Below are 22,252 nucleotides of genomic sequence, written 5' to 3'. Positions count from 1 at the left end.
ATTTTGGGCGGGTGCGGCGTGTTTTGGGAGGCCGGAAGGCCTCCCCTACGATGAAAGCGCACACAGGCTTGCTATAGAACTAATCCGTGGCACGCCACTGCGTTAGATACTGGGCTTAAAACGTTTCCCAATTCTCGTTACTGTTGCCGCTGACGGCCGGCACAGCACGGACTGGCGCAATCGCAGCAGGCTTCACGATTTTTGGCGCTACGGCGATCGCGGGGCGGGAGCCGGTTTTAAAGCGTGCCACGGCGGATGACAGGCTGCTGGCCTGCTGCTCCAGTGATGCGGACGCGTTAGCAGATTCCTGTACCAGCGTGGCGTTTTGCTGCGTAACGCGATCCATCTCATTCACCGCCTGACCAATCTGATCGATCCCACGACTCTGCTCATCAGACGCCGAGGCAATTTCTCCCATAATATCCGTCACACGCGTCACTGCACTGACGATCTCCTGCATGGTATCGCCCGCGCTGCTCACCTGTTGCGAACCTAAATCGACGCGCTGCACCGAATTCTCAATCAGCAACTTAATCTCTTTCGCCGCTTGTGCGCTACGTTGTGCCAGGTTACGTACTTCCCCGGCGACCACAGCAAAGCCACGGCCTTGCTCGCCTGCGCGTGCCGCTTCGACTGCCGCATTCAGCGCCAGAATATTGGTCTGGAAAGCAATGCCATCGATCACGCTGGTGATATCGGCAATTTTTTTGGAGCTGTCGGCGATGGCATGCATGGTCTTCACCACGCCATCCACCACATTGCCGCCTTTATCCGCCGTTTCTGAGGCGGTTTTAGCCAGCTGTGAAGCCTGGCGTGCGTTATCGGCGTTCTGCTTCACGGTTGCGGTTAACTCTTCCATACTGGCCGCCGTCTCTTCCAGTGAGGCGGCTTGTTGTTCGGTGCGGGAAGAGAGATCGTTATTGCCGTTGGCGATGTCGCTGGCGCTGCCAAAAATGGCATCGGCACTGTCGCGTACATTGTTGATGGTGCTCAACAATGCCTGCTGCATATGGTTGAGGCTCGCGGCGATGGCCGCCATTTCGCTGCGCCCTTCAATCTTTAAACTGGCAGAAAGGTCGCCGTCGGCAAAACGCTCCATTTGCTGCTGCACCTGCTTCATTGGCGCCAGCAGAATGCGGCGGACCAGTTGCCACACCACCACCAGCAATAGCAACACAATCACCGCCATCACCGCGACCATCACCAGCATATGCTGATAAGTGCTATCGTTATCTGCAGCGCGCGCATTGATCAGTTGAACGTTGTCGCCACGCCATTGCTTGTAGGCCGCTTCCAAATCATCCTGCGCCAGTTGTGCATCCAACTCGCCATAGGCGGCGTAGTTGTTGGCTTTCAGGAAGGTCGCAGATTGCTTCAGTAGTTGGTAGTAGTTGTTGAATTTACTTTCGATAAGCTCGGCGGAAGCTGCACTTTGCCCTGTAATACGCGGGACACTTTTGTAGCGGTCAAAGTGCTGTTTAGCTTCATCAAGCGATGCGCCGGCAGAAACCAGCAGTTTGTTGATGGCCGCGCGTGAAGCATCATCGGCCTGATTTTTCAGGATACGAATCGCGACGCGGTTGATAATGACGCGCGTTTTCACCAGTGTTTGCCAGCTGTCGGAGAACTCACGCTGTTGATGCGACAGTTGGTTACTGGCGGTGAAATTATGCTGGCCAGCGATTAGGGAAGATAAAAATAGCGAGCCGGAGATGGCCTGCATGGCGGTGAATACCAACAGCATCAATATGATGGCAGTCACAATTTTCATTTTCGTCAACATGATTCTCTCTGATCAAAGTAGGCTGGTAGAGAGGTTATCGGTGTGGAAGTGTATTGCTTAAGTGCCGAAAAAAAATAATTGCATCAGGTGATAATGTCGTGCAGGAGAAATGCAGTGAAACCCTTTGATTACGAACAAGACTTTAACAATATCGACTTTCGACAACAGCCAGAGCGCTATCAGGTGGGGCGGGGTGAGCAGGGCGTGTTGATGGTTGAACCTTATAAGAGTGAAATCCTGCCTTTCTGGCGCTTTCGTACGGTTGAGCTGGCGCAGGAGTCTTCGGTACAAATCATGCAACTGTTTGAAGATTATCGCGCCCAGGACGATTTTGTTGGCATGGACATGGCACGCAAGTTCATTCAGATGGGTTACACCCGCGCACGCCGTTACAGCAATCATAAAGGCGGGCGAAAATATGATGCGGAGGGGAAAGAGCTGCCGCGTACCACGGAAAAAGAAAAGGCCGCTGCGGCGGCCATTTTCAAATCATGCTGGGATCGGATCCGAGCTGATACGGATTATCTGGCGCGCAAACGTGCGCACCAGCAGCAGTACGGTTAAACGCGCGTACCCCACAAATCGTACTCGTCAGCGTGTTCCACTTTCACACGGACCACGTCACCCACTTTGACCTGACGATCGCCATTCAGGTAAACGGCGCCGTCAATCTCAGGGGCATCGGCCATGCTGCGGCCAACCGCACCTTCTTCATCGACTTCATCGATGATCACCAGCACTTCGCGGCCGATTTTCTCCTGCAAACGCTCGCTGGAGATTTTCTGCTGCAGTTGCATAAAGCGGTCGAAACGTTCTTGCTTCACCTCTTCTGGCACTTGATCCGGCAACTGGTTGGCGGTTGCGCCTTCAACCGGGCTGTACTGGAAGCAGCCGACGCGATCCAGACGCGCTTCCTTCAGGAAGTCGAGCAGCATCTGGAAATCTTCCTCGGTTTCGCCCGGGAAGCCGACGATAAAGGTCGAACGCAGCGTCAACTCTGGGCAAATTTCACGCCAGCGTTTGATACGCTCCAGAGTGCGTTCCACTGCGCCAGGACGCTTCATCAGCTTCAGGATGCGCGGGCTGGCGTGCTGTAACGGGATATCGAGGTAAGGCAGAATTTTACCTTCGGCCATCAACGGGATCACGTCATCCACATGCGGATATGGGTACACGTAGTGCAGACGCACCCAGACGCCAAGCTTAGCCAGTTGCTCACACAGGCTGACCATGCTGGTTTTGACCGGCGACCCATTCCAGAAACCGGTGCGGTGCTTCACGTCCACGCCGTAGGCTGAGGTATCTTGTGAAATTACCAGCAGCTCTTTAACGCCCGCTTCCACCAGACGTTTCGCTTCATCCAGCACGGAACCAATCGGGCGGCTGTCGAGATCGCCACGCATTGATGGGATGATGCAGAAGGTGCAGCGATGGTTGCAGCCTTCAGAAATTTTCAGGTAAGCGTAATGGCGCGGGGTCAGCTTAACACCTTGCTCCGGCACCAGGCTGAGGAACGGGTTGTGCTCAGGTTTTGGCACATAGGTGTGAACGTGGGACAACACCTGCTCGTAGCTGTGCGGACCGGTGATCTCCAGCACCTTAGGGTGCACTTCGCGGATCTGATCCACTTTGGCACCCAGGCAGCCGGTGACGATCACTTTGCCGTTTTCGTTCAGCGCTTCGCCAATCGCTTCCAGTGATTCCTGTACGGCGCTATCAATAAATCCGCAGGTGTTAACGATGACGATCTCCGCATCATCGTAGCGTGGCACCACATCGTAGCCCTCGGTACGCAGTTCCGTCAGGATGCGTTCAGAGTCGACGAGGTTTTTTGGGCAGCCGAGTGAGACGAAGCCCACGCGTGGCGGATTTTTGACATGGCTCATAAGGATAAAAATTCATCATAATTAGTGTGGATAGGGGGGCGATTGTACAGAGGTTGCTGGAGAAAATGTATAGTTAAGCAAAGAATCTCCATATCAGTTACACGTGTTATTCCCGCTATGCTTAACTTACCCGCTCAGCTCATAAATTTAGGTTGTGGCCGGGAGAGTGGGCGGTGATCCGAGTTGTGCAATTCAGCCTGTTTTGCTTAAATGTTGGGTCGGTGACGGTAAGTTATTCTTGTCACTGAAGAATGTTAACTCGCGCTGAAGGCCGTTTTATTGCCTAAGCAGAAGTGGATAATGTGAGAGCAGACATATGCAAGAGATCGTCAAAGGTTTTCTGAATTTTCAACAGAATGTGTTCCCTGAAAGGAAGGATCTTTTCAAAAGTCTGGCTTCAAACCAGAATCCTAAAGCGCTGTTTATCTCGTGCTCAGACAGCCGTCTGGTGCCCGAATTAGTCACGCAATCTGAGCCCGGTCAACTGTTTGTGATCCGTAACGCCGGTAATATCGTGCCGCCATTTGGTCCTGAACCGGGCGGTGTCTCTGCCACCATTGAATATGCAGTCGTGGCACTGGGCGTGACTGAAATCATCATTTGCGGCCACTCGAATTGCGGTGCCATGAACGCGATTGCAGCTAACGCCGACCTGGAAAGCATGCCTGCGGTCGATCACTGGCTACATTACGCCAATGCGGCAAAAGCTGTGGTGGAAGAGCGCAAGTATGAATCAGTAGAAACCCGTCTCAACGAGATGGTGAAAGAAAACGTTATTGCTCAGCTGAACAATATCAAAACACACCCTTCCGTGGCGGTAGCGCTGCGTAAAGGCAAAATTCGCCTGCATGGGTGGGTTTATGATATTGAGAGCGGCGGTATTATCGCCCTGACCAAAGGCGGTGAATCGTTTATCTCACTTTCAGAAAATCCAGAGACCTGCTTCGAATAATCCCGTTAACCACCTGCTCTGCGGGTGGTTTTCTTCACAACCTGCGAATTTATCCCGCTAAAGCGCAGCGTGCACTCTACACTTGAGAAGCGTTTACCTCTTATAAGGGCTTTCTCATGCGATTTCGTCTTTATATTCCTGCTTTGACGCTGGCAATGCTGGCTGTTGGCTGTACCTCTCATGTTGCCGATAAACAGCAATTCTCTGGGTTCCTTGGCGATTACAGCCAGTTAAAACCGGCGCAGTCGCCCAGTGGAAAGCCGACGCTACGCTGGATCTCCCCGGATTACCACAGCGCGGATTACACCAACGTGGTGTTTGAACCGGTGGTCTATTATCCCGCCGCGCGCCCTACCGAACGAATCAGTCAGCAAACCCTCGATCAGATTCGCCAGTACACTGACGCTCAACTAAAAAAAGCGGTGTCAGAACGTAAACCTGTGGTGGGCAAGCCAGGTGCGCACACCCTGCGTGTGAAAAGTGCAATCACGGCGGTGAGTGCCGAAAACGAAGGGGTGCAGTTCTATGAAGTGGTACCAATTGCTGCTGTGGTGGCCAGCACCATGGCGGCCACAGGGCACAGAACTCAAAACAGTGCGCTGTTCCTGGAAGTGGAAGCGGTGGATGCCCAAACTGGGAAACCGATGATCAAGGTGGTGCGCAAGGCGTTTGGTAAGTCACTGCCTAATAACAGCACCCCAATTACCCTCAATGACTTACGTCCCGGCATCGACGAGATGGTGCGCGATGTTGTGGCTTTCTCGGCTCCTTAATCCTGCTGCCCGACGTCGCGTCGGGCTTAATGTTTTGTAAATACTGCACATCCTTTCTTACGGGCTGACTACCCTTGATCACAAACCGTGATAAAGGAGCACCCCATGCGTTTACTGCCCGTCGCGCTACTGCTTGGCGTATTCAGTTACCCCTCATTCACTCATGCTGCAGAGGTCCAGGTTCAGGTGTTGCAGGATAAGCTCGACCACCCTTGGTCTGTGGCGTTTCTGCCTGACAATCAAACCTTGCTGATTACTGAACGTTCCGGGCAGCTGCGCAGTTGGCAACCGGGCACCGGGTTATCGCAGCCCATCAGCGGGGTGCCGAAAGTCTGGGCCAATCGTCAGGGTGGATTACTGGATGTGGTGCTGGCGCCCGATTTCGCCCAAAGCCGTCGCGTGTGGCTCAGTTACACCACGGCAAATGCTGAAGGGCGTGCCGGCGGCGTGGTGGGGTACGGGCGGCTCAGCGACGATAACCGTCAGCTAAACGACTTCAAAGTGGTACTGGAGCAAACGCCGAAACTCTCCAGCGGTGCCAATATCGGCACGCGCCTGGCGTTTGATCATCAGGGATATCTCTATATCGCTTTTGGTGACAACTTTGCCAGTAGCAGTGCCCAACAGCTGGATAAGCTGTCTGGAAAAATCGTGCGTCTGACACAGAATGGCGAGATCCCGTCAGATAACCCCTTTGTGCATCGCAAAGACGCCCGCCCAGAGATTTGGTCCTATGGCATGCGCAATCCACAGGGTTTAGCGTTCAATCCGTGGACGCAGCAAATGTGGGAGAGTGAGCACGGTCCACGTGGCGGCGATGAGGTGAACCTGCCAGAGAAAGGAAAAAACTACGGTTGGCCATTGGCCACCTACGGTATCGATTACAGCGGTCAGAAGGTGCCAGAAGCCCAGGGAACCCATGTCGCCGGGACTGAACAACCGCTGTTTTGGTGGAAAGTCTCTCCGGCCATCAGCGGCATGGTGTTCTACAACAGCGCACGTTTCCCACAGTGGAAGAACTCGCTGTTCATTGGTGCTTTGAAAGAGAAAAGCTTAATTCGCCTGCGGGTGAATGGTGAGAAAGTGGTTGAGGAGCAGCGCTTGTTGCAGGATCGTGGTGAACGCATCCGCGATGTGCGCCAGGGGCCAGACGGTTTTCTCTATGTGCTAACAGATGAGGCTAACGGAAAACTGTTAAAAGTGGGGCTGGCAGACGCGGCCAACCCCCCTCGCGGTTAACTTAACGCACCCAGTTGCACACTTCCCAGCCGCGCTGCTGCGCTTCCTGCTGCAACTGCGCATTGGGGTTAATCACCCAGGCATGATCGGCGTGGGCCAGCAGTGGTAAATCATTCATTGAGTCGCTGTAAGCCCAGGTTCGCTCATAACGTTGATCATGCTGCAAGGCTTTCCAGTCACTCAGGCGTGTGACCTTGCCTTCACGGTAGGTCGCTGTGCCATAAATCTGGCCGCTGTAGCGTTGGTCCACGACCTCTACACCGATGGCCAGTGCCCCGTGTACACCCAGACGCTGCGCAATCGGAACGGCCAGATGGTCGCCACTGGCAGTGATGATCATCACGGTATCGCCGCGTTTCTGGTGCCAGTCGATGCGTTCGCGTGCGGCAGGGAAAACGCGGGGTAAAATGTCGCGATGGATAAAACGACGCACCCAGCCCTCAACGGTCAGGGTCGCCATACCGGCGAGAGGGGCAAGAGTGGTGCTCATATATTCTTCAATTGACAGGGTGCCGGCGTGATATTTTTCCATCAGAGCCTGCTCTTGCAAAATGACTGCTTCGGGTGCGAATCCCTGTGAAACCAGCCAGCGCAGCCAGAGGCTGGTACTGTCTTCACAAATCAGAGTTTCGTCCAGATCGAAAACGGCTAAGTCCATCGTGGTTCTCCTCGGGCTGACTGGTATCAGGGTAGCGGAATTTTGTGACTGGCTTAACCGTTCTGCGAAAAATCGGAATTTCTCGCATTTTTTCATCTTGTGCAATAGATCAAAAGTGGCAGCACTGCGGCGTTGGTGCCAGGGTTACTCTAATAAACTCTAAAAAACTTTACGATTGGACGGTTTTGTTCGCAGGGGGTTAGCGTGTAGCTTTGATTAAGACATGTCTTACCCGCACCAAAACCATGATTTAACAAGGACAATCTGGTCACGCTCATGAGAAAAAACTCCGTCACTTCTGCCTTGCGGCCGCTGGCTGCCACTTCATTATTAGTGCTTTTCCTTCCAGTCACCACTCAGGCTGAACAGGCACCTGCTGCTCCACAGATTGAAGCCAAAGCCTGGATTTTAATGGACTATAACAGCGGGAAAGTGCTGGCAGAGTCCAATGCTGATCAACGCCTCGATCCCGCCAGCCTGACCAAAATGATGACCAGTTATGTGGTTGGACAGGCACTGAAAGCGGGCAAGATACATAACGATGACCTGGTGACCATTGGTCAGGATGCCTGGGCAACCGGCAATCCAAAACTGCGCGGCTCATCGCTGATGTTCCTTAAACCGGGTGACCGCATTCCGGTTTCGGAACTGAATAAAGGTGTAGTGATTCAGTCAGGTAATGATGCCTGTATTGCGCTGGCGGATTATGTTGCAGGCAGCCAGGACTCGTTTATCGGTCTGATGAACAACTACGTTAAAGCCTTCGGACTGCAAAACACCCATTTCATGACCGTGCACGGTCTTGATGCGGAAGGGCAGTACAGCACCGCGCGTGACATGGCCATCATTGGTCAGCGTCTGATCAGTGACGTGCCGGAAGAGTATGCGCTAAACAGCGAAAAAGAGTTCACCTTTAACCATATCAAGCAAATGAACCGCAACCGCCTGCTGTGGAGCAGTAACCTGAAGGTCGATGGTATCAAAACCGGGCACACTTCTGGCGCAGGTAACAATCTGGTGGCCTCTGCGGTGGATGGCGATATGCGTCTGATTTCAGTGGTGCTGGGCACGCAAACCGATGCGATTCGTTTTCGTGAGAGCGAGAAACTGCTGACGTGGGGCTTCCGTTTCTATGAAACGGTGACGCCAATCAAAGCCGATAAGCCGTTTGCTCAACAACGTGTCTGGTTTGGCGACCACAGTCAGGTCAATCTGGGAGTCGCTAAGGATGCGGCAATCACTGTGCCGAAAGGCCAAATGAAAAACCTCAAGGCGAGCTTTACCCTGAATTCGCCGCAACTGGAGGCACCGCTGCAGAAGAATCAGGTGGTGGGCACCATTGATTTCCAACTGGATGGCAAAACGATTGATCAACGTCCGTTGGTGGTGATGGAGGATGTACCAGAGGGTGGCTTTATTGGCCGCATTTGGGACTTCATCATGATGAAATTCAACGGCTGGTTTGGTAAGTGGTTCAATTGATAAATAGGCGGCGCATTTGCGCCGCCTTCTGCATTATCCGCGAACCCAGCCTTTCTTAATCGGCATTGAAAAGAGTGCGCGATACACCTGATGCGTAAAGGCCAGCATGCGTTCACCGTATAGCTGCCACGCCATGTGCGACGCCAGACAAGCCAACAGACCTACCAGGAATCCACCCAGCATATCCATCGGCCAGTGAACGCCCAGATAGACGCGCGACCAGGCAATCGCACTGCCCACCGCCAACAAAATCACGCCCGACCACAGGCGATGCCAGAAGATAAACGCCAGCGCAAAGGTGAAGATAGTGGTGCCGTGGTCACTGGGGTAAGAGTCATCGGCCGCATGAGCCAGGAACTGATGGCCAAAGCCGATAGCGAAGGGGCGCGGATGCGGCAGCAGTTGCCCCACACACCAGGAAATACTCAGTGCGTAGATCAGCGCCATACCGGTTTTCAGCACCAGAGCACGCTGTGACTGAACCTGATCGCGCGGTCCCCACAGCCAGAGCGCAACAATCAGTAATGGCACAATCGCAATCACATCTTTCGCGATAAAAGTAGCCAGATGAATCAGCCACTGCGGCGAATCCGCAGTGGCGTTAATCCATAAAAAGATCGTGTGGTTAAGTGCTTCCATCACGTTTCATCATCCTCGTTCTGTTTACCCAAAAAGAAACACCAGCAAAAATCAGCACCTGGCTCAGCCATACCCACCAGCCTGCCCACAGGTTGTGTGAGAAAAAGTGGGCACCGCGCATCACCTGGCCATAGCCCATCAACAGGCCAATTGCGCCACCCGCGCACAGCGCCAACAGCGCGCGGCGGGGACGTTCAGGCCACCACAGGAAGAACAGCGCCATCACGGCAAAACCACTGGAGGCATGTCCGCCAGGGAAACATTGCCCCGGCCCGCTATTGGCGGGCACGGCATCCAGCAGCGCGAAGGTGGCAGCCTTACCGCCGAACATCGCCAGATCCCACGGGCATGAATGTGCGCTGTGCGCCTTCAGAATACCGACCACCAGCGGCCCCAAGCCAAACAGCAGGGCCACCAGCACGCGACGCCCATCGCGCTTCTGTAGTCCGCGTAACAGCAGCAGTACCGCCCCGACAATGATCACATCTTTAAACAAACGATGATTAATCAGGTCCAGCCAGCGGTTGTGCTGCCACGGAAACGTCTGTGTCAGGGGATCAAACCACATCCTGCTGATGGCGATATCCAGGCTTTCGTGGCGTGACCACCACAAGAACACCAGTGCAAAAATTGCCAGCAAAATAAAGTTGATAGCGTAAAAGCGCCCAGACAAACAATAAATAGTCTGGCTCTTAATCTTATCGCGGGTTGTTGGAGTGTTTAACTTTGATGAAAGTTGCATGAAGGTTTGAAAATAGCGAAATCAGAGTGGCAGGGTCGCAATTTACGCTTAGGAGAACCTTAAGCGGCAGGAACAGCAGACATAAAAAAACCCGCAAGTCAGTGACCGGCGGGCTCCTCAATTTGGGGATTTCAAAGAAAAGCAGTGGCACTTATTCAGACTGCGCCCCAAATAGAAAGTTCTGAACGGGGTAAAAATATTTTTAAAAAGGCAAAAGCGGCCAAATTATCACAATCAGGGTGCCGGCGAGCGTCAGCAAAACGTTAGCAATGGCATAAGTTCCTGCATAGCCTAGTGCCGGAATGCTACTGCGGGCGGTATCACTGATGATCTCCATTGCCGGTGCACAGGTACGGGCACCCATGATGGCGCCAAACAACAGCGCACGGTTCATTTTCAGCACATAGGCACCAAACAGATAGCACACCACCACCGGTATTAAACTGACCAGCAAGCCGCTTAACAGCATCAGTGCGCCTGCGCTGCCGAGTCCATGTTGCAAGCCGCTTCCCGCACTCAGGCCGACACCCGCCATAAACACCATCAAGCCAAATTCTTTCACCATGGTGAGTGCACCCTGAGGGATATAACCAAAGGTAGGGTGGTTAGCACGCAGGAAGCCCAGCATGATCCCGGCGAACAGCAAACCCGCGGCGTTGCCGATGCCAAAGCTGAAGTTGCTGAACTGGAAGGTAATCATGCCGATCATCAATCCGATAATAAAGAACGCGCAGAATGCCAGCAGATCGGTCATCTGACTGTGGATAGCGATAAAGCCGATGCGGTCTGCCAGACTTTTTACGCGTCGCGCTTCACCACTGACCTGCAACACATCGCCCTTATTGAGCATAATGCTGTCATCAATGGGCATCTCAATCTGGCTGCGGATTACGCGGTTGAGGAAGCAACCATGGTCAGTGAGTTTCAGGTGGCTGAGGCGCTTATTCACCGCATTGTGATTTTTCACCACGATCTCTTCGGTGACGATACGCATGTCGAGTAGATCGCGATCGAACACTTCTTTGCCGTTGCGGAAGCTGGGATCAAGGCGCGCGTGTGCGTCAGGATAGCCCACCAGGGAAATGTCATCGCCCAATTGCAGCATTGCATCGCCATCGGGACTGGCGAGGATCCCATTGCGGCGCAGGCGCTCGATATAGCAGCCGGTCTGGCGGTGAATGCCCAGTTCGCGCAGATTTTTGCCGCCGCTCCATTCCACCAGCTCCGGCCCCACGCGGTAGGCGCGAATTACCGGCAGGAACACTTTGCGCTGGCTGTCGGCATCAAGGCCTCGTTCACGCGCGATCTGTTGCGCACAGGTCGGTAAATCCTGATGCTGCAGGCGCGGAAGATAGCGCGCACCAAAAATCAGGCTGACCAGACCAATCAGATAGGTCAGGGCGTAACCAAGACTCAGGTTGTCCTGCATCATGCTCAACTGATGGCTATCGCTGATGCTTTGTCGCAGTGTGTCACCCGCGCCAACCAGCACCGGCGTTGACGTCATGGAACCGGCCAACATGCCTGCTGTTAGCCCAATATCCCAACCGAACAGTTTACCCAGCCCTAAGGCTATCAGCAGTGCACTGACTACCATCACAATGGCGAGAAAGAAGTAATTTTTACCGTCGCGGAAAAAGATTGAGAAAAAGTTTGGCCCCGCTTCGACACCAACACAAAAAATAAACAACATAAAGCCGAGGCTTAATGCGTCGGTATTTATCGCAAAGTGTTGTTGGCCTAAAATCAAAGAAACAACGAGTACACCAATGGAATTACCCAGTTGGACAGAACCCAGGCGTAATTTACCCAGACACAGCCCAAGGGCTAAGACGACAAATAATAACAGAACGTCATTTCCGCTTAACAATTCTGCGACGTTAATGTTCACGGTTTAACTTCTTCTTTACCTGTAACGAGTTGATGAACGGGTCTTTTTTCGCTATCTTGTGGCAGCCGCAAGCATCCTTGCCGCCACGGAGAGGTAGACCGTAATTAAAAGCGGCGTCATTCTAATCATAATTAACTCCCTCAGCTATCAGCCATTTTCATTCCTTAGGGCCGTTGCTGTGTATTTTTATTTCCACTTTTGCGCATCAGGGCAGTAAACGTTTCAATATTGTTAACGTCAAAGTTGAGGATGGTTATGTTGCAGCGCAATAATCGCTGGCCAGCATCGGTTTTAGGCATGATGCTTTATACGCTGGTGTTTATTTTTGCACATCATTTTTGGGCCGCTGCGGCGGAACAAGCCGTGCGTGGACAACCTGAGTTATTGCTGTTTTTATTGCCAGGCATGCTAATGGCTGTGATGCAGCCAGACAGCCCGCTGATCGGGACGCTGTGGGTCGCGTTGGGCGGCTCATTACTGGGGTTAGCGTGGGTGTGGTTCACCGTGACGCAAATGCACAGTTGGCTGCTGGTGGTGGCGTGGAGTTTGAGTGCGTTGTTCTGGGCGGGGTGCGGCGCTTTGGTGGTGCGGCTACTGCGGATAATGTTGGCGATGCGGCCTGAGTAATATGATGGATTTGTGGCGAGAGGCGGCCTGAAAGCCGCCCCCTATAACGCGCCCGATCAATCAGGCTTCAACACCCAGATTTTCTTTGGTCCAGGCAGCAAATTCGGTGTAGCCACCGATATGCTGATCGTCGAGGAAAATCTGCGGTACGGTGGTAACCGGTTTGCCCGCACGCGCTTCCAGGTCGGCTTTAGTAATACCGGTGGTCTGAATATCGACGTACTGATAGTTAAAATCGTCGCGCTCACTGGTTAGCTTGGTGGCTAACTCTTTGGCACGTACGCAGTATGGGCAGCTTTCACGGCCAAAAATCACTGCAATCATTGCTTCTCTCCTTCCGCTGCTGTTTTGTGACCAGTTTCACATTACAGCGTGAATAATGGCATTCATCATGCCCGCCCATCCTGCTTAAGCAAAGAAGAAATTGCCTGTTAATCTAATGGCCGCAAACTATATCCGTCATACTTCACTCTCATGATGCGAAGTATGCGGATCTGGCATGCGACTGACAAATTGAGTCACTGAGGGATTCACCTATGCGTAATCTGGCGACTTTGCCCAAACCGATATTGCTGCTGGAAGTGCTGGGCGTTCTTTCGGTGATTGGCGCGCTGCTGTTGGTCAACGACTGGGTCAGCGCCCCAGCGTTTATGGCGAAAAACTCGTTGGCTACGCTATTGTTTTTCCTTGGCATTGCGCTGATGCTGCCCGCAGCATGGCTGATGATGTGGCGAACGGCGAAAGCCATGGCGCCGCAGTTGTTCAATCAAACCCACAAAAAGAAGTAACCGGAGAGGATTATGACGCCGACGATTGATTTACTATGCAGCCACCGTTCCATTCGCGCTTTTACTGAGCAAGGTATAGATGATGCCCAGCGCAGCGCGATCATTGCTGCAGCACAAGCGGCCTCTACCTCCAGTTTTTTACAGTGCTCTTCCATTATTCGCATCACGGATAAGGCCATGCGTGAACAGTTGGTGCAGCTGACCGGCGGACAGCCTTGGGTCAGTGCTGCGGCTGAATTCTGGGTATTCTGCGCCGACTTTAATCGCCATCAGCAAATTTGCCCCGATGCGCATCTCGGACGCGCCGAGCAGCTTCTGCTGGGCTGCGTCGATACCGCGCTGATGGCGCAAAATGCTATGGTGGCGGCCGAATCGTTGGGCCTGGGTGGTGTGTTTATTGGCGGCATCCGTAACAGCATTGCGCAAGTCACCGAATTGCTGGGGCTGCCTCAATTTGTGTTGCCCCTGTTTGGCTTCTGTATTGGCCATCCTGCGTCCGCGCCGGATGTGAAACCGCGTATGCCGCAAGCTATGCTGGTGCATGAAAATCGTTATCAGGTTGTCGATAAAAACCTACTGGCTGATTACGATAATCAAATTACGGCCTATTATCAGCAGCGCGACAGCAACCAGCGTTCCGAAACCTGGAGCGAACTGATTCAGCGCTTGATTATTAAAGAAACGCGGCCATTTATGCTGGATTATCTGCATCAGCAAGGCTGGGCAACACGCTAAGCACAAGGAACTCAGCAATGAAGATGGCCATTCTCACCCGCGATGGATCGTTGTATTCGTGTAAACGTCTGCGGGATGCTGCGGAAGAGCGTGGTCATCAGGTGCAGATGATCGATCCGCTCTCCTGCTATATGAACATCAACTCCGATTCATCCGCTGTGCATTATCGGGGTGAACCGCTGGGCCATTTTGACGCGGTCATCCCGCGTATCGGTACTGCCACCACCTTCTATGGCACGGCTGTGCTACGTCAGTTCGAAATGTTGGGCAGTTATCCCTTGAATGAGTCAGTGGCGATCACCCGCGCCCGCGATAAATTACGCTCGCTGCAGCTGCTGGCACGTGAAGGCATTGATATGCCGATCACCGGATTTGCTTCCTCACCTGACGATACGCAAGACCTCATCGCCATGGTGGGCGGAGCGCCGCTAGTGGTCAAGCTGGTGGAAGGGACGCAGGGGATTGGTGTGGTGCTGGCGGAAACGCGTCAGGCCGCCGAAAGCGTGATTGATGCCTTCCGTGGCCTGAACGCGCATATTCTGGTGCAGGAGTTTATCAAAGAAGCACAAGGGCGCGATATTCGTTGCCTGGTGATTGGCGATCGGGTAGTGGCCGCCATTGAACGTGAAGCTAAAGAAGGGGATTTCCGCTCTAATCTGCATCGCGGTGGCAAAGCGCATGCGGTAACCATCACCAACAAGGAGCGTGAGATTGCGGTGAAAGCCGCGTCAACGCTGGGTCTGGAGATCGCTGGCGTCGATATCTTACGTGCGCATCGCGGGCCGCTGGTCATGGAAGTCAATGCGTCGCCCGGTCTCGAAGGTATTGAGGGCAACACCGGTTTAGATATCGCCACCATGATGATTGAATGGGTTGAACAACACGCTTGCCCCGGCTATCGTCTTAAAACGGGCGGCTGAGCCCGCTTTTACGCGGTTTTCGTGGCATCAGCATGACTTTTTCCGTAAGCTAAGGCGCTTATTTCTTCACCCCACAGGATACAACGATGGATTCACTGGTCGTTCCTGACATCGACATGCTGCGTCGCTGGCTGGATCAACAAAATATCACCTGGTTCGAATGCGATGCCTGCCAGGCACTGCATCTGCCGCACATGCAGAATTTTGACGGGGTGTTTGATGCAAAAATCGACCTGGTGGACGACGTCATCCTCTTCTCCGCGCTGGCTGAAGTGAAGCCCACGGCGCTGATCCCGTTAGTTGGCGATTTGTCACAAATCAACGCCAGTTCATTAACGGTGAAAGCCTTTATCGATATTCAGGACGATAATCTGCCCAAGCTGATTGTCTGCCAGTCCATCAGTACCACCGCCGGTTTGACCTTTGGCCAGTTCTCTCACTTTATGAAGCAGAGTGAAGAGGGGATTTCCATGGTGATTATGGAAGCCTTTGCCAACAATTTACTGATGATGGGCGAAGAAGAGGAACGTCAACCCAGTTCCGGCAGCCACGCGATGCTGCACTAAGATTCCCCGTCTCGCTAACTGCCGCTTTTTGCGGCAGTTTTCATTTTATCCCCACCACTTTTTATTCTGCATTTTGCCCTTTATTGCCAGATATTAGTCGTGCTTTATGCCGCTAGTACCAAACCCCATAGCAGAAACATGCATAAGATATCGCAAAAAGGCGTTTTTTACGCTGGGCTCTGGCACGCATGGAGCTGTGGGGCTATTCTTGCGGGGCTGCCTGAGACGTGCAACCTCAGCACAAACATAGGTTTTTGCTATTAAACTCCCGCTGAATATTGATTCATTCTATGCGTCTAATTCGACAATAAACGCAACGTCAGGATCGCGTGTATGCAGCGTTGTGATGACCCGCTAAGGAGGATGTAAAACATGATCAACCAACGTAAAAAATGGTTGCCAGGTGTGGTTGCAGGTGTGCTGATGGCTGCGGCCGTGGGTGCTCAGGCAGAGGATAAAACGCTGCACGTATATAACTGGTCCGATTATATTTCGGCCGATACCGTGCCTAATTTCGAAAAGCAGACTGGTATTAAAGTGGTCTACGACGTGTTTGACTCCAATGAAGTACTGGAAGGCAAGCTGATGGCGGGCTCAACCGGTTACGACGTTGTGGTGCCTTCTTCGAGCTTCCTTGCCCGTCAGCTGCAGTCAGGTGTCTTCCAGGAGCTGGATAAAAGCAAACTGCCTAACTACAAAAACCTCGATCCTGACCTGATGGCGAAAGTCGCGCAGCATGATCCAGGTAACAAATATGCGATTCCTTATCTGTGGGGCACCACCGGTATCGGCTACAACATCGATAAAGTGAAAGCCGCGCTGGGCACCGATGCACCTGTCAATAGCTGGGATCTGGTCCTGAAGCCAGAAAACCTGGAAAAACTGAAAAGCTGTGGCGTCTCCTTCCTGGATGCACCAGAAGAGATTTTCGCTACCGTGTTGAATTACCTCGGCAAAGATCCGAACAGCTCTGATGCCAAAGATTACACCGGTGCTGCCACCGATCTGCTGCTGAAACTACGTCCGAACATCCGTTACTTCCACTCGTCTCAGTACATTAACGACCTGGCGAATGGCAACATCTGCGTGGCGATCGGCTGGTCTGGCGATATCCTGCAGGCTAAAGATCGTGCAGAAAAAGCCAACAACGGCGTGCACCTGGGGTACAGCGTGCCGAAAGAGGGTGCCTTGGCCTTCTTCGATATGATGGCGATTCCAAAAGATGCGAAGAACCTGGATGAAGCTTATCAGTGGCTGAACTACATCATGGATCCGAAAGTGATCGCCGATGTCTCCAACAAAATGAACTATGCCAACGGTAACAAGGCATCACTGCCGCTGATCAACGCCGATGTGCGTAACAACCCAGGCATCTTCCCAACGCCTGATGCCATGGCGAAGTTGTTTGTGCTGAAAGTCCAGGATCCAAAACTGGATCGTGCGCGTACCCGTGCATGGACTAAAGTAAAAAGTGGTAAGTAATTCGTTCTATACCCAAAATAATTCGAATTTAAGGAAGGCGGCAAGTGCATGAATCCTCAGGAGCTTACTGAAGTAAGTGACTGAGGTGAATGCACGTAGCCAACGCAGCTGAAATTTGAAGTATGAAGGGTATAAACGAATTCATTTACCTGTAGACGACAACAGAGGCGCGGTGATGGCCTCTGTTGTGCCATTTTAGCGGCTGGCTGTGCCGCGCTACACCGCTTAGCGCCGGAGAAATGTTAGTGAACGACGCGATTCCCCGCCCCCCAAATAAAACGGCTAAGGCGTTAACGCCGCTGCTGGAAATTCGCAACCTGACCAAATCTTTTGACGGCCAGCACGCCGTGGATGATGTCAGCCTGACCATTTATAAAGGTGAAATTTTTGCCCTGCTGGGTGCCTCCGGCTGTGGTAAATCCACCTTGCTGCGCATGCTGGCAGGCTTTGAGCCACCGACCAGTGGACAGATTGTGCTTGACGGCCAGGACATGTCCCACGTGCCGCCGTATCAACGCCCCATTAATATGATGTTCCAGTCGTATGCTTTGTTCCCGCATATGAACGTTGAGCAGAACATTGCCTTTGGTCTGAAGCAGGACAAATTGCCGAAAGGTGAAATCAGCAGCCGTGTTGAAGAGATGCTGACGCTGGTGCATATGCAGGAGTTTGCCAAGCGCAAGCCACATCAGCTCTCAGGCGGCCAACGCCAGCGCGTGGCACTGGCGCGTAGCCTGGCGAAACGTCCTAAGCTGCTGCTGCTCGATGAGCCTATGGGCGCACTGGATAAGAAACTGCGTGACCGCATGCAGCACGAAGTGGTGGATATTCTGGAGCGAGTCGGTGCCACCTGTGTGATGGTGACGCACGATCAGGAAGAAGCCATGACCATGGCGGGCCGTATCGCCATTATGAACCGTGGTAAGTTCGTGCAGATTGGTGAACCTGAAGAGATTTACGAGCATCCAACCAGCCGCTACAGCGCCGAATTTATTGGTTCAGTCAATGTGTTTGAAGGCCTGCTGCGTGAACGTGGTGAAGACGGTGTGGTCATTGACGCGCCAGGTTTGGTGCATCCACTGAAAGTTCAGACCGATGTCTCTATCATTGATAACGTGCCGGTACACGTTGCACTGCGTCCTGAGAAAGTGATGCTGTGTGAAGAGGTGCCGGCTGACGGCTGCAATTTCGCGGTGGGTGAAGTGGTGCATATCGCTTATCTCGGCGACCTCTCCATCTACCACGTTCGCCTGCGCAGCGGTCAGATGATCAGTGCACAGCTGCAGAATGCACATCGCTACCGCAAAGGTGCGCCGACATGGGGCGATGAAGTACGCCTGTGCTGGGATGCTGATAGCTGTGTGGTTCTGACGGTTTAAGGAGGCGCAATGAGCCAGATTTCTCAACGCCGCGAACCCGAAGTTGTCGGCACGCCGCTGCAACGCTGGGGCACGCGCATCAAAATGCTGCATGGCCGCAAGCTGGTGATCGCATTGCCTTACCTGTGGCTGATCCTGCTGTTCCTGTTGCCGTTCCTGATTGTGCTGAAAATCAGTTTTGCTGATATTGCGCGTGCGATCCCGCCGTACACCGATTTGGTGACCTGGGCGGACGATCAGCTCAACCTGGTGCTGAACCTCGGCAACTACATCACGCTGACCGACGACCCGCTGTATGCCGAAGCCTATTTGACTTCGCTAAAAGTGGCGGCGATCTCCACCGTGATTTGTTTGCTGATTGGTTATCCGCTGGCGTGGGCGGTGGCACACAGTAAGCCCTCGATGCGCACCATTTTGCTGTTGCTGGTGATTCTGCCGTCATGGACCTCGTTCCTGGTGCGCGTCTATGCGTGGATGGGGCTGCTCAACAACAACGGTATTCTTAACCGCTTCCTGATGTGGTTGGGGGTGATCGATCATCCGCTGGTGATCCTTTACACCAACACGGCAGTGTATATCGGTATCGTTTACTGTTACTTGCCGTTTATGGTGCTGCCAATCTACACCGCGCTGACCCGCATTGATTACTCGCTGGTGGAAGCCTCGCTGGATCTTGGCGCGCGCCCGTTGAAGACCTTTTTCAGCGTGATTGTGCCACTGACCAAAGGCGGCATTATTGCCGGTTCGATGTTGGTGTTTATCCCGGCGGTGGGGGAGTACGTGATCCCCGAACTGCTCGGTGGGCCAGACAGCATCATGATTGGCCGCATCTTGTGGCAGGAGTTCTTCAACAACCGTGACTGGCCGGTGGCCTCTGCGCTGGCGGTGATCATTCTGTTGATACTGATCTTGCCGATTATCTGGTTCCACAAGCACCAAAACCGTGAGTTAGGAGAGAAGGAATGAATCAGTTACCGACCATTCGCTCTCCGTGGCGCACCGCGATTTTGGTGGTGTGCTTCCTGTTCCTCTACGCGCCAATGCTGTTGCTGGTGGTGTATTCCTTTAACAGTTCGCAGTTGGTCACCGTGTGGGAGAGCTTCTCTTTCCACTGGTACAAAGTGCTGTTCCAGGACAGCGCGATGCTGGATGCGGTGGGCCTGAGCCTGACTATTGCCGCGCTATCTGCCACCATGGCGGTGGTGCTTGGTACCATGGCGGCGGTGATTATCGTGCGCTTTGGTCGCTTCCGTGGGCACAGTGGCTTTGCCTTTATGTTGACCGCACCGCTGGTGATGCCAGATGTGATCACCGGTTTGTCACTGCTGCTGCTGTTTGTGGCCATGGGCAACACCTTTGGCTGGCCGAGCGATCGCGGCATGCTCACCATCTGGCTGGCGCACGTGACCTTCTGTACCGCCTATGTGGCGGTGGTGATCAACTCGCGCCTGCGTGAGCTGGACCGCTCGATTGAAGAGGCGGCGATGGACCTGGGCGCAACACCGCTCAAAGTATTCTTCGTGATTACCGTACCGATGATCGCCCCCGCGATTGTCACCGGTTGGCTGTTGGCCTTTACCCTGTCGCTTGACGATTTAGTTATCGCAAGCTTTGTTACGGGGCCGGGTGCGACGACGTTGCCAATGGCGATTTTTGCCACTGTACGTCGTGGCGTCAACCCAGAGATCAATGCGCTGGCTTCGCTGATTTTGTTTGTCGTCGGCCTTGTTGGATTTATCGCCTGGCGCTTTATGGCACACGAAGAAAAGCAGCGTTTACGCGATATTCAGAAAGCCAGACGTGGCTGAAAGCCGTAACATTTGCCAAAATAAACACAGGCTGGTTTACCTTTCATACTTCACGTCCCCCCATGGGGCCTACTCTTGGTATGGGTGCGTTGGCAACAGGTGTTCCCCCCCGTCACTTACTGATGTAAGTGACGGGGGATTCGCTCATTTGCCACCTTCCTGACACGTGAATTCTTTGGGGTAACTCACGACCAGGCTGTTTTTTATGGTTACGGAGTTCAGGGATGTCGGAAACGCTAAAAACCCCCATTTTAACGTCAGCGCCTGTGGCGGTCATGGTCGCGGGCATCGCGATCATTGCCACGCGCTGTCTTAGCGTGCTGATGCTCGCCAACGAACTGGGCTACGACGAAATCGCTAATTTTGTCCATCGTAGTGCGCAAGCCTGGGACTCCACGCTGATTTTTATCGCCAGCCAGCTCATCTTCTTATTTGAACTGCGGTGCGCCTTTACCCTGATGCGCGGCAGTAATCGTGGTCGCTGGGGCTATGTCGCGACACAAGTCATTGTTCTGGCCTATATGCTGATGGCTTCCGTTGGCTGGATTTACCCGGAAATCTTCAGCATTTCCGGAGAGACCAATGCGCAGATCGTTCATCATACCTTGCTGCAGAAAGTGCCGGATGTGATGGTACTGCTGCTGCTGTTTGTCCCGTCCAGCAGCCGCGCTTTTTTCCGTGGCCGATGATACAATCTGCCCCCGATTTTTCTCCCGATTCTGAATACAGGCCTCTCCATGCATTGCGCGCTTTATGATGCCGGTCGCTGTCGCTCGTGCCAGTGGCTGGAAAAACCCTATCCGCAACAGCTCAGCGATAAACAGTCGCTACTTGAGCAGTTGCTGCAACAGATGCCGGTGGCTGAGTATCTCCCGCCGGTAACGTCTGCGCAGCAGGGGTTTCGTAATAAAGCCAAAATGGTGGTGAGTGGCAGCGTTGAGCGCCCGATTCTGGGGATGGTGGCGCGTGAGGGCGAGCCGGTTGATCTCTGTGATTGTCCGCTCTATCCCGCCAGCTTCACGCCTGTATTTGAAGTACTCAAGCCTTTTATCGCGCGTGCCGGTTTAACCCCTTATAACGTGGCGCGTAAACGCGGTGAGCTAAAGTTCCTGCTGCTGACAGAGAGTTCACAAGGCGGGATGATGCTGCGTTTTGTGCTTCGCTCCACCAGCAAGCTGGTGCAGTTGCGCGCTGCGCTGCCTTGGCTCCAGCAGCAGTTGCCGCAGCTGCAGGTGATTTCTGCCAACATCCAGCCGATACATATGGCAATTTTAGAGGGCGATGAAGAGATTGCGCTAACGCCCGAGCAGGCGCTGCCAGAGATGTTTAATCAGGTGCCGCTGTATATTCGTCCACAGAGCTTCTTCCAGACCAACCCGCAGGTTGCCGCGAACCTCTACGCCACCGCGCGTGCGTGGGTCGCTGAACTGCCTGTCAGCAGCATGTGGGATCTGTTTTGTGGCGTGGGCGGGTTCGGTTTGCACTGTGCGACACCGGAGATGCAGCTTACTGGCATCGAGATCAATGCCGAAGCCATCGCCTGCGCAAGACAATCCGCGCAGCAATTAGGGCTGGAGAAAGTGAGCTTTGCGGCACTGGATTCCACGCAGTTTGCCACCTCGCGCGCGCAGGTGCCGCAATTGGTGCTGGTCAATCCACCGCGTCGCGGGATTGGAGCAGAATTGTGTGATTATCTCAGCCAGATGGCCCCGGACTACATTCTCTATTCAAGCTGTAATCCGAGCAGCATGGCGCAGGATATTGCACGGCTGGCGGATTATGACATCACCCGTGTGCAATTGTTTGATATGTTCCCGCACACCGCGCATTTTGAAGTGCTGACGTTACTGATCAAGAAGGGTGGAACAGCGTAGCGGCCGTCTGGACTGAGGACGTGCAGAA

General features: G+C 53.4%; 23 protein-coding genes. 16 read left to right on the top strand and 7 right to left on the bottom strand.

Going from position 1 to position 22,252, the window contains the following annotated elements:
- Nucleotides 1-115 precede the first annotated feature (115 nt).
- The gene (locus tag ACPUC8_RS05425; RefSeq protein WP_494925699.1) at nt 116-1,783 is read right to left on the bottom strand and encodes a methyl-accepting chemotaxis protein; all 1,668 of its coding nucleotides are present in this window, start codon (nt 1,781-1,783) and stop codon (nt 116-118) included.
- A 114-nt stretch (nt 1,784-1,897) separates the two neighbouring features.
- Here ACPUC8_RS05425 and ACPUC8_RS05420 point away from each other — a divergent pair, with 114 nt between their 5' ends.
- On the top strand, nt 1,898-2,347 hold the full coding sequence (locus ACPUC8_RS05420) for a DUF4385 domain-containing protein (RefSeq protein WP_494925698.1): 450 nt from the start codon (nt 1,898-1,900) through the stop codon (nt 2,345-2,347).
- Here ACPUC8_RS05420 and rimO read toward each other — a convergent pair.
- Nucleotides 2,344-3,669 carry a 30S ribosomal protein S12 methylthiotransferase RimO gene (rimO, locus tag ACPUC8_RS05415; protein WP_039336388.1) on the bottom strand — a complete coding sequence of 442 codons (1,326 nt, stop codon included), beginning with the start codon at nt 3,667-3,669 and terminating at the stop codon, nt 2,344-2,346. The genes ACPUC8_RS05420 and rimO overlap by 4 nt on opposite strands.
- Before the next feature lie 316 nt (nt 3,670-3,985).
- Here rimO and ACPUC8_RS05410 point away from each other — a divergent pair, with 316 nt between their 5' ends.
- From ACPUC8_RS05410 to ACPUC8_RS05400, 3 genes are all read left to right on the top strand, one after another.
- Nucleotides 3,986-4,621, top strand: coding sequence for a carbonic anhydrase (locus tag ACPUC8_RS05410; RefSeq protein ID WP_039336387.1), 636 nt, complete (start codon nt 3,986-3,988; stop codon nt 4,619-4,621).
- 116 nt (nt 4,622-4,737) lie between these two features.
- Nucleotides 4,738-5,394 carry a DUF3313 domain-containing protein gene (locus ACPUC8_RS05405; protein WP_039336385.1) on the top strand — a complete coding sequence of 219 codons (657 nt, stop codon included), beginning with the start codon at nt 4,738-4,740 and terminating at the stop codon, nt 5,392-5,394.
- Between the two features lie 105 nt (nt 5,395-5,499).
- The gene (locus ACPUC8_RS05400; protein WP_494925697.1) at nt 5,500-6,633 is read left to right on the top strand and encodes a PQQ-dependent sugar dehydrogenase; all 1,134 of its coding nucleotides are present in this window, start codon (nt 5,500-5,502) and stop codon (nt 6,631-6,633) included.
- Between the two features lies 1 nt (nt 6,634).
- On the opposite strand, the gene ACPUC8_RS05395 is transcribed toward ACPUC8_RS05400, so the two are convergent.
- A complete protein-coding gene (locus ACPUC8_RS05395; protein WP_494925696.1) occupies nt 6,635-7,291 on the bottom strand; it encodes an HAD family hydrolase in 657 nt (218 codons plus the stop codon).
- 276 nt (nt 7,292-7,567) lie between these two features.
- On the opposite strand from ACPUC8_RS05395, the gene ACPUC8_RS05390 reads away from it, so the two are divergent.
- Nucleotides 7,568-8,773, top strand: a complete 1,206-nt coding sequence (locus ACPUC8_RS05390; RefSeq protein WP_039336379.1) for a serine hydrolase — start codon at nt 7,568-7,570, stop codon at nt 8,771-8,773.
- Between the two features lie 33 nt (nt 8,774-8,806).
- On the opposite strand, the gene ybjG is transcribed toward ACPUC8_RS05390, so the two are convergent.
- From ybjG to ACPUC8_RS05375, 3 genes are all read right to left on the bottom strand, one after another.
- A complete protein-coding gene (ybjG, locus tag ACPUC8_RS05385) occupies nt 8,807-9,412 on the bottom strand; it encodes an undecaprenyl-diphosphate phosphatase (RefSeq protein WP_039336376.1) in 606 nt (201 codons plus the stop codon).
- Complete coding sequence (locus ACPUC8_RS05380; protein ID WP_071885746.1) at nt 9,399-10,154, bottom strand: phosphatase PAP2 family protein; 756 nt, start codon at nt 10,152-10,154, stop codon at nt 9,399-9,401. Before ACPUC8_RS05380 ends, ybjG begins: the two co-directional genes overlap by 14 nt.
- 202 nt (nt 10,155-10,356) lie before the next feature.
- Entirely contained in the window at nt 10,357-12,045 is a 1,689-nt protein-coding gene (locus ACPUC8_RS05375; protein WP_039336374.1) for an aspartate:alanine antiporter, read from the bottom strand.
- Between the two features lie 255 nt (nt 12,046-12,300).
- Between ACPUC8_RS05375 and ybjM the strand changes: the two genes are divergently transcribed.
- Nucleotides 12,301-12,672 (top strand): inner membrane protein YbjM, encoded by a 372-nt coding sequence (gene ybjM / locus ACPUC8_RS05370; RefSeq protein WP_039336373.1) that lies wholly within the window; start codon nt 12,301-12,303, stop codon nt 12,670-12,672.
- A gap of 60 nt (nt 12,673-12,732) precedes the next feature.
- Here the strand turns inward: ybjM and ACPUC8_RS05365 are convergent, their stop codons facing one another.
- Entirely contained in the window at nt 12,733-12,996 is a 264-nt protein-coding gene (locus tag ACPUC8_RS05365; RefSeq protein ID WP_039336371.1) for a GrxA family glutaredoxin, read from the bottom strand.
- Between the two features lie 212 nt (nt 12,997-13,208).
- On the opposite strand from ACPUC8_RS05365, the gene ACPUC8_RS05360 reads away from it, so the two are divergent.
- The 10 genes from ACPUC8_RS05360 to rlmC all read left to right on the top strand — a co-directional run bounded on the left by ACPUC8_RS05360 (nt 13,209) and on the right by rlmC (nt 22,224).
- Nucleotides 13,209-13,460, top strand: coding sequence for a DUF1418 family protein (locus ACPUC8_RS05360; protein ID WP_039336368.1), 252 nt, complete (start codon nt 13,209-13,211; stop codon nt 13,458-13,460).
- Nucleotides 13,461-13,472: 12 nt separating this feature from the next.
- Nucleotides 13,473-14,195: an oxygen-insensitive NADPH nitroreductase gene (gene nfsA / locus ACPUC8_RS05355; protein ID WP_039336366.1), complete on the top strand. Its 723-nt coding sequence runs from the start codon at nt 13,473-13,475 to the stop codon at nt 14,193-14,195.
- 17 nt (nt 14,196-14,212) lie between these two features.
- Complete coding sequence (gene rimK, locus ACPUC8_RS05350; RefSeq protein WP_494925695.1) at nt 14,213-15,115, top strand: 30S ribosomal protein S6--L-glutamate ligase; 903 nt, start codon at nt 14,213-14,215, stop codon at nt 15,113-15,115.
- Nucleotides 15,116-15,201: 86 nt separating this feature from the next.
- The gene (locus tag ACPUC8_RS05345; protein WP_039336361.1) at nt 15,202-15,681 is read left to right on the top strand and encodes a YbjN domain-containing protein; all 480 of its coding nucleotides are present in this window, start codon (nt 15,202-15,204) and stop codon (nt 15,679-15,681) included.
- Nucleotides 15,682-16,053: 372 nt separating this feature from the next.
- Nucleotides 16,054-17,163 carry a spermidine/putrescine ABC transporter substrate-binding protein PotF gene (gene potF, locus ACPUC8_RS05340; RefSeq protein WP_039336359.1) on the top strand — a complete coding sequence of 370 codons (1,110 nt, stop codon included), beginning with the start codon at nt 16,054-16,056 and terminating at the stop codon, nt 17,161-17,163.
- 245 nt (nt 17,164-17,408) lie between these two features.
- Nucleotides 17,409-18,542 carry a putrescine ABC transporter ATP-binding subunit PotG gene (gene potG / locus ACPUC8_RS05335; RefSeq protein WP_494925714.1) on the top strand — a complete coding sequence of 378 codons (1,134 nt, stop codon included), beginning with the start codon at nt 17,409-17,411 and terminating at the stop codon, nt 18,540-18,542.
- A 9-nt stretch (nt 18,543-18,551) separates the two neighbouring features.
- Nucleotides 18,552-19,508, top strand: a complete 957-nt coding sequence (potH, locus tag ACPUC8_RS05330; RefSeq protein ID WP_039332209.1) for a putrescine ABC transporter permease PotH — start codon at nt 18,552-18,554, stop codon at nt 19,506-19,508.
- Nucleotides 19,505-20,350 (top strand): putrescine ABC transporter permease PotI, encoded by an 846-nt coding sequence (gene potI / locus ACPUC8_RS05325; RefSeq protein WP_039332211.1) that lies wholly within the window; start codon nt 19,505-19,507, stop codon nt 20,348-20,350. The genes potH and potI overlap by 4 nt, the downstream gene beginning before the upstream one ends.
- A gap of 224 nt (nt 20,351-20,574) precedes the next feature.
- Nucleotides 20,575-21,039, top strand: a complete 465-nt coding sequence (locus ACPUC8_RS05320) for a YbjO family protein (protein ID WP_494925694.1) — start codon at nt 20,575-20,577, stop codon at nt 21,037-21,039.
- A 48-nt stretch (nt 21,040-21,087) separates the two neighbouring features.
- Nucleotides 21,088-22,224, top strand: a complete 1,137-nt coding sequence (rlmC, locus tag ACPUC8_RS05315; RefSeq protein WP_494925693.1) for a 23S rRNA (uracil(747)-C(5))-methyltransferase RlmC — start codon at nt 21,088-21,090, stop codon at nt 22,222-22,224.
- The last annotated feature ends 28 nt before the right edge of the window (nt 22,225-22,252 follow it).

The organism is Pantoea sp. CFCC18177, from assembly GCF_059412425.1.
This window is presented reverse-complemented; position numbering and strand designations above follow the sequence as displayed.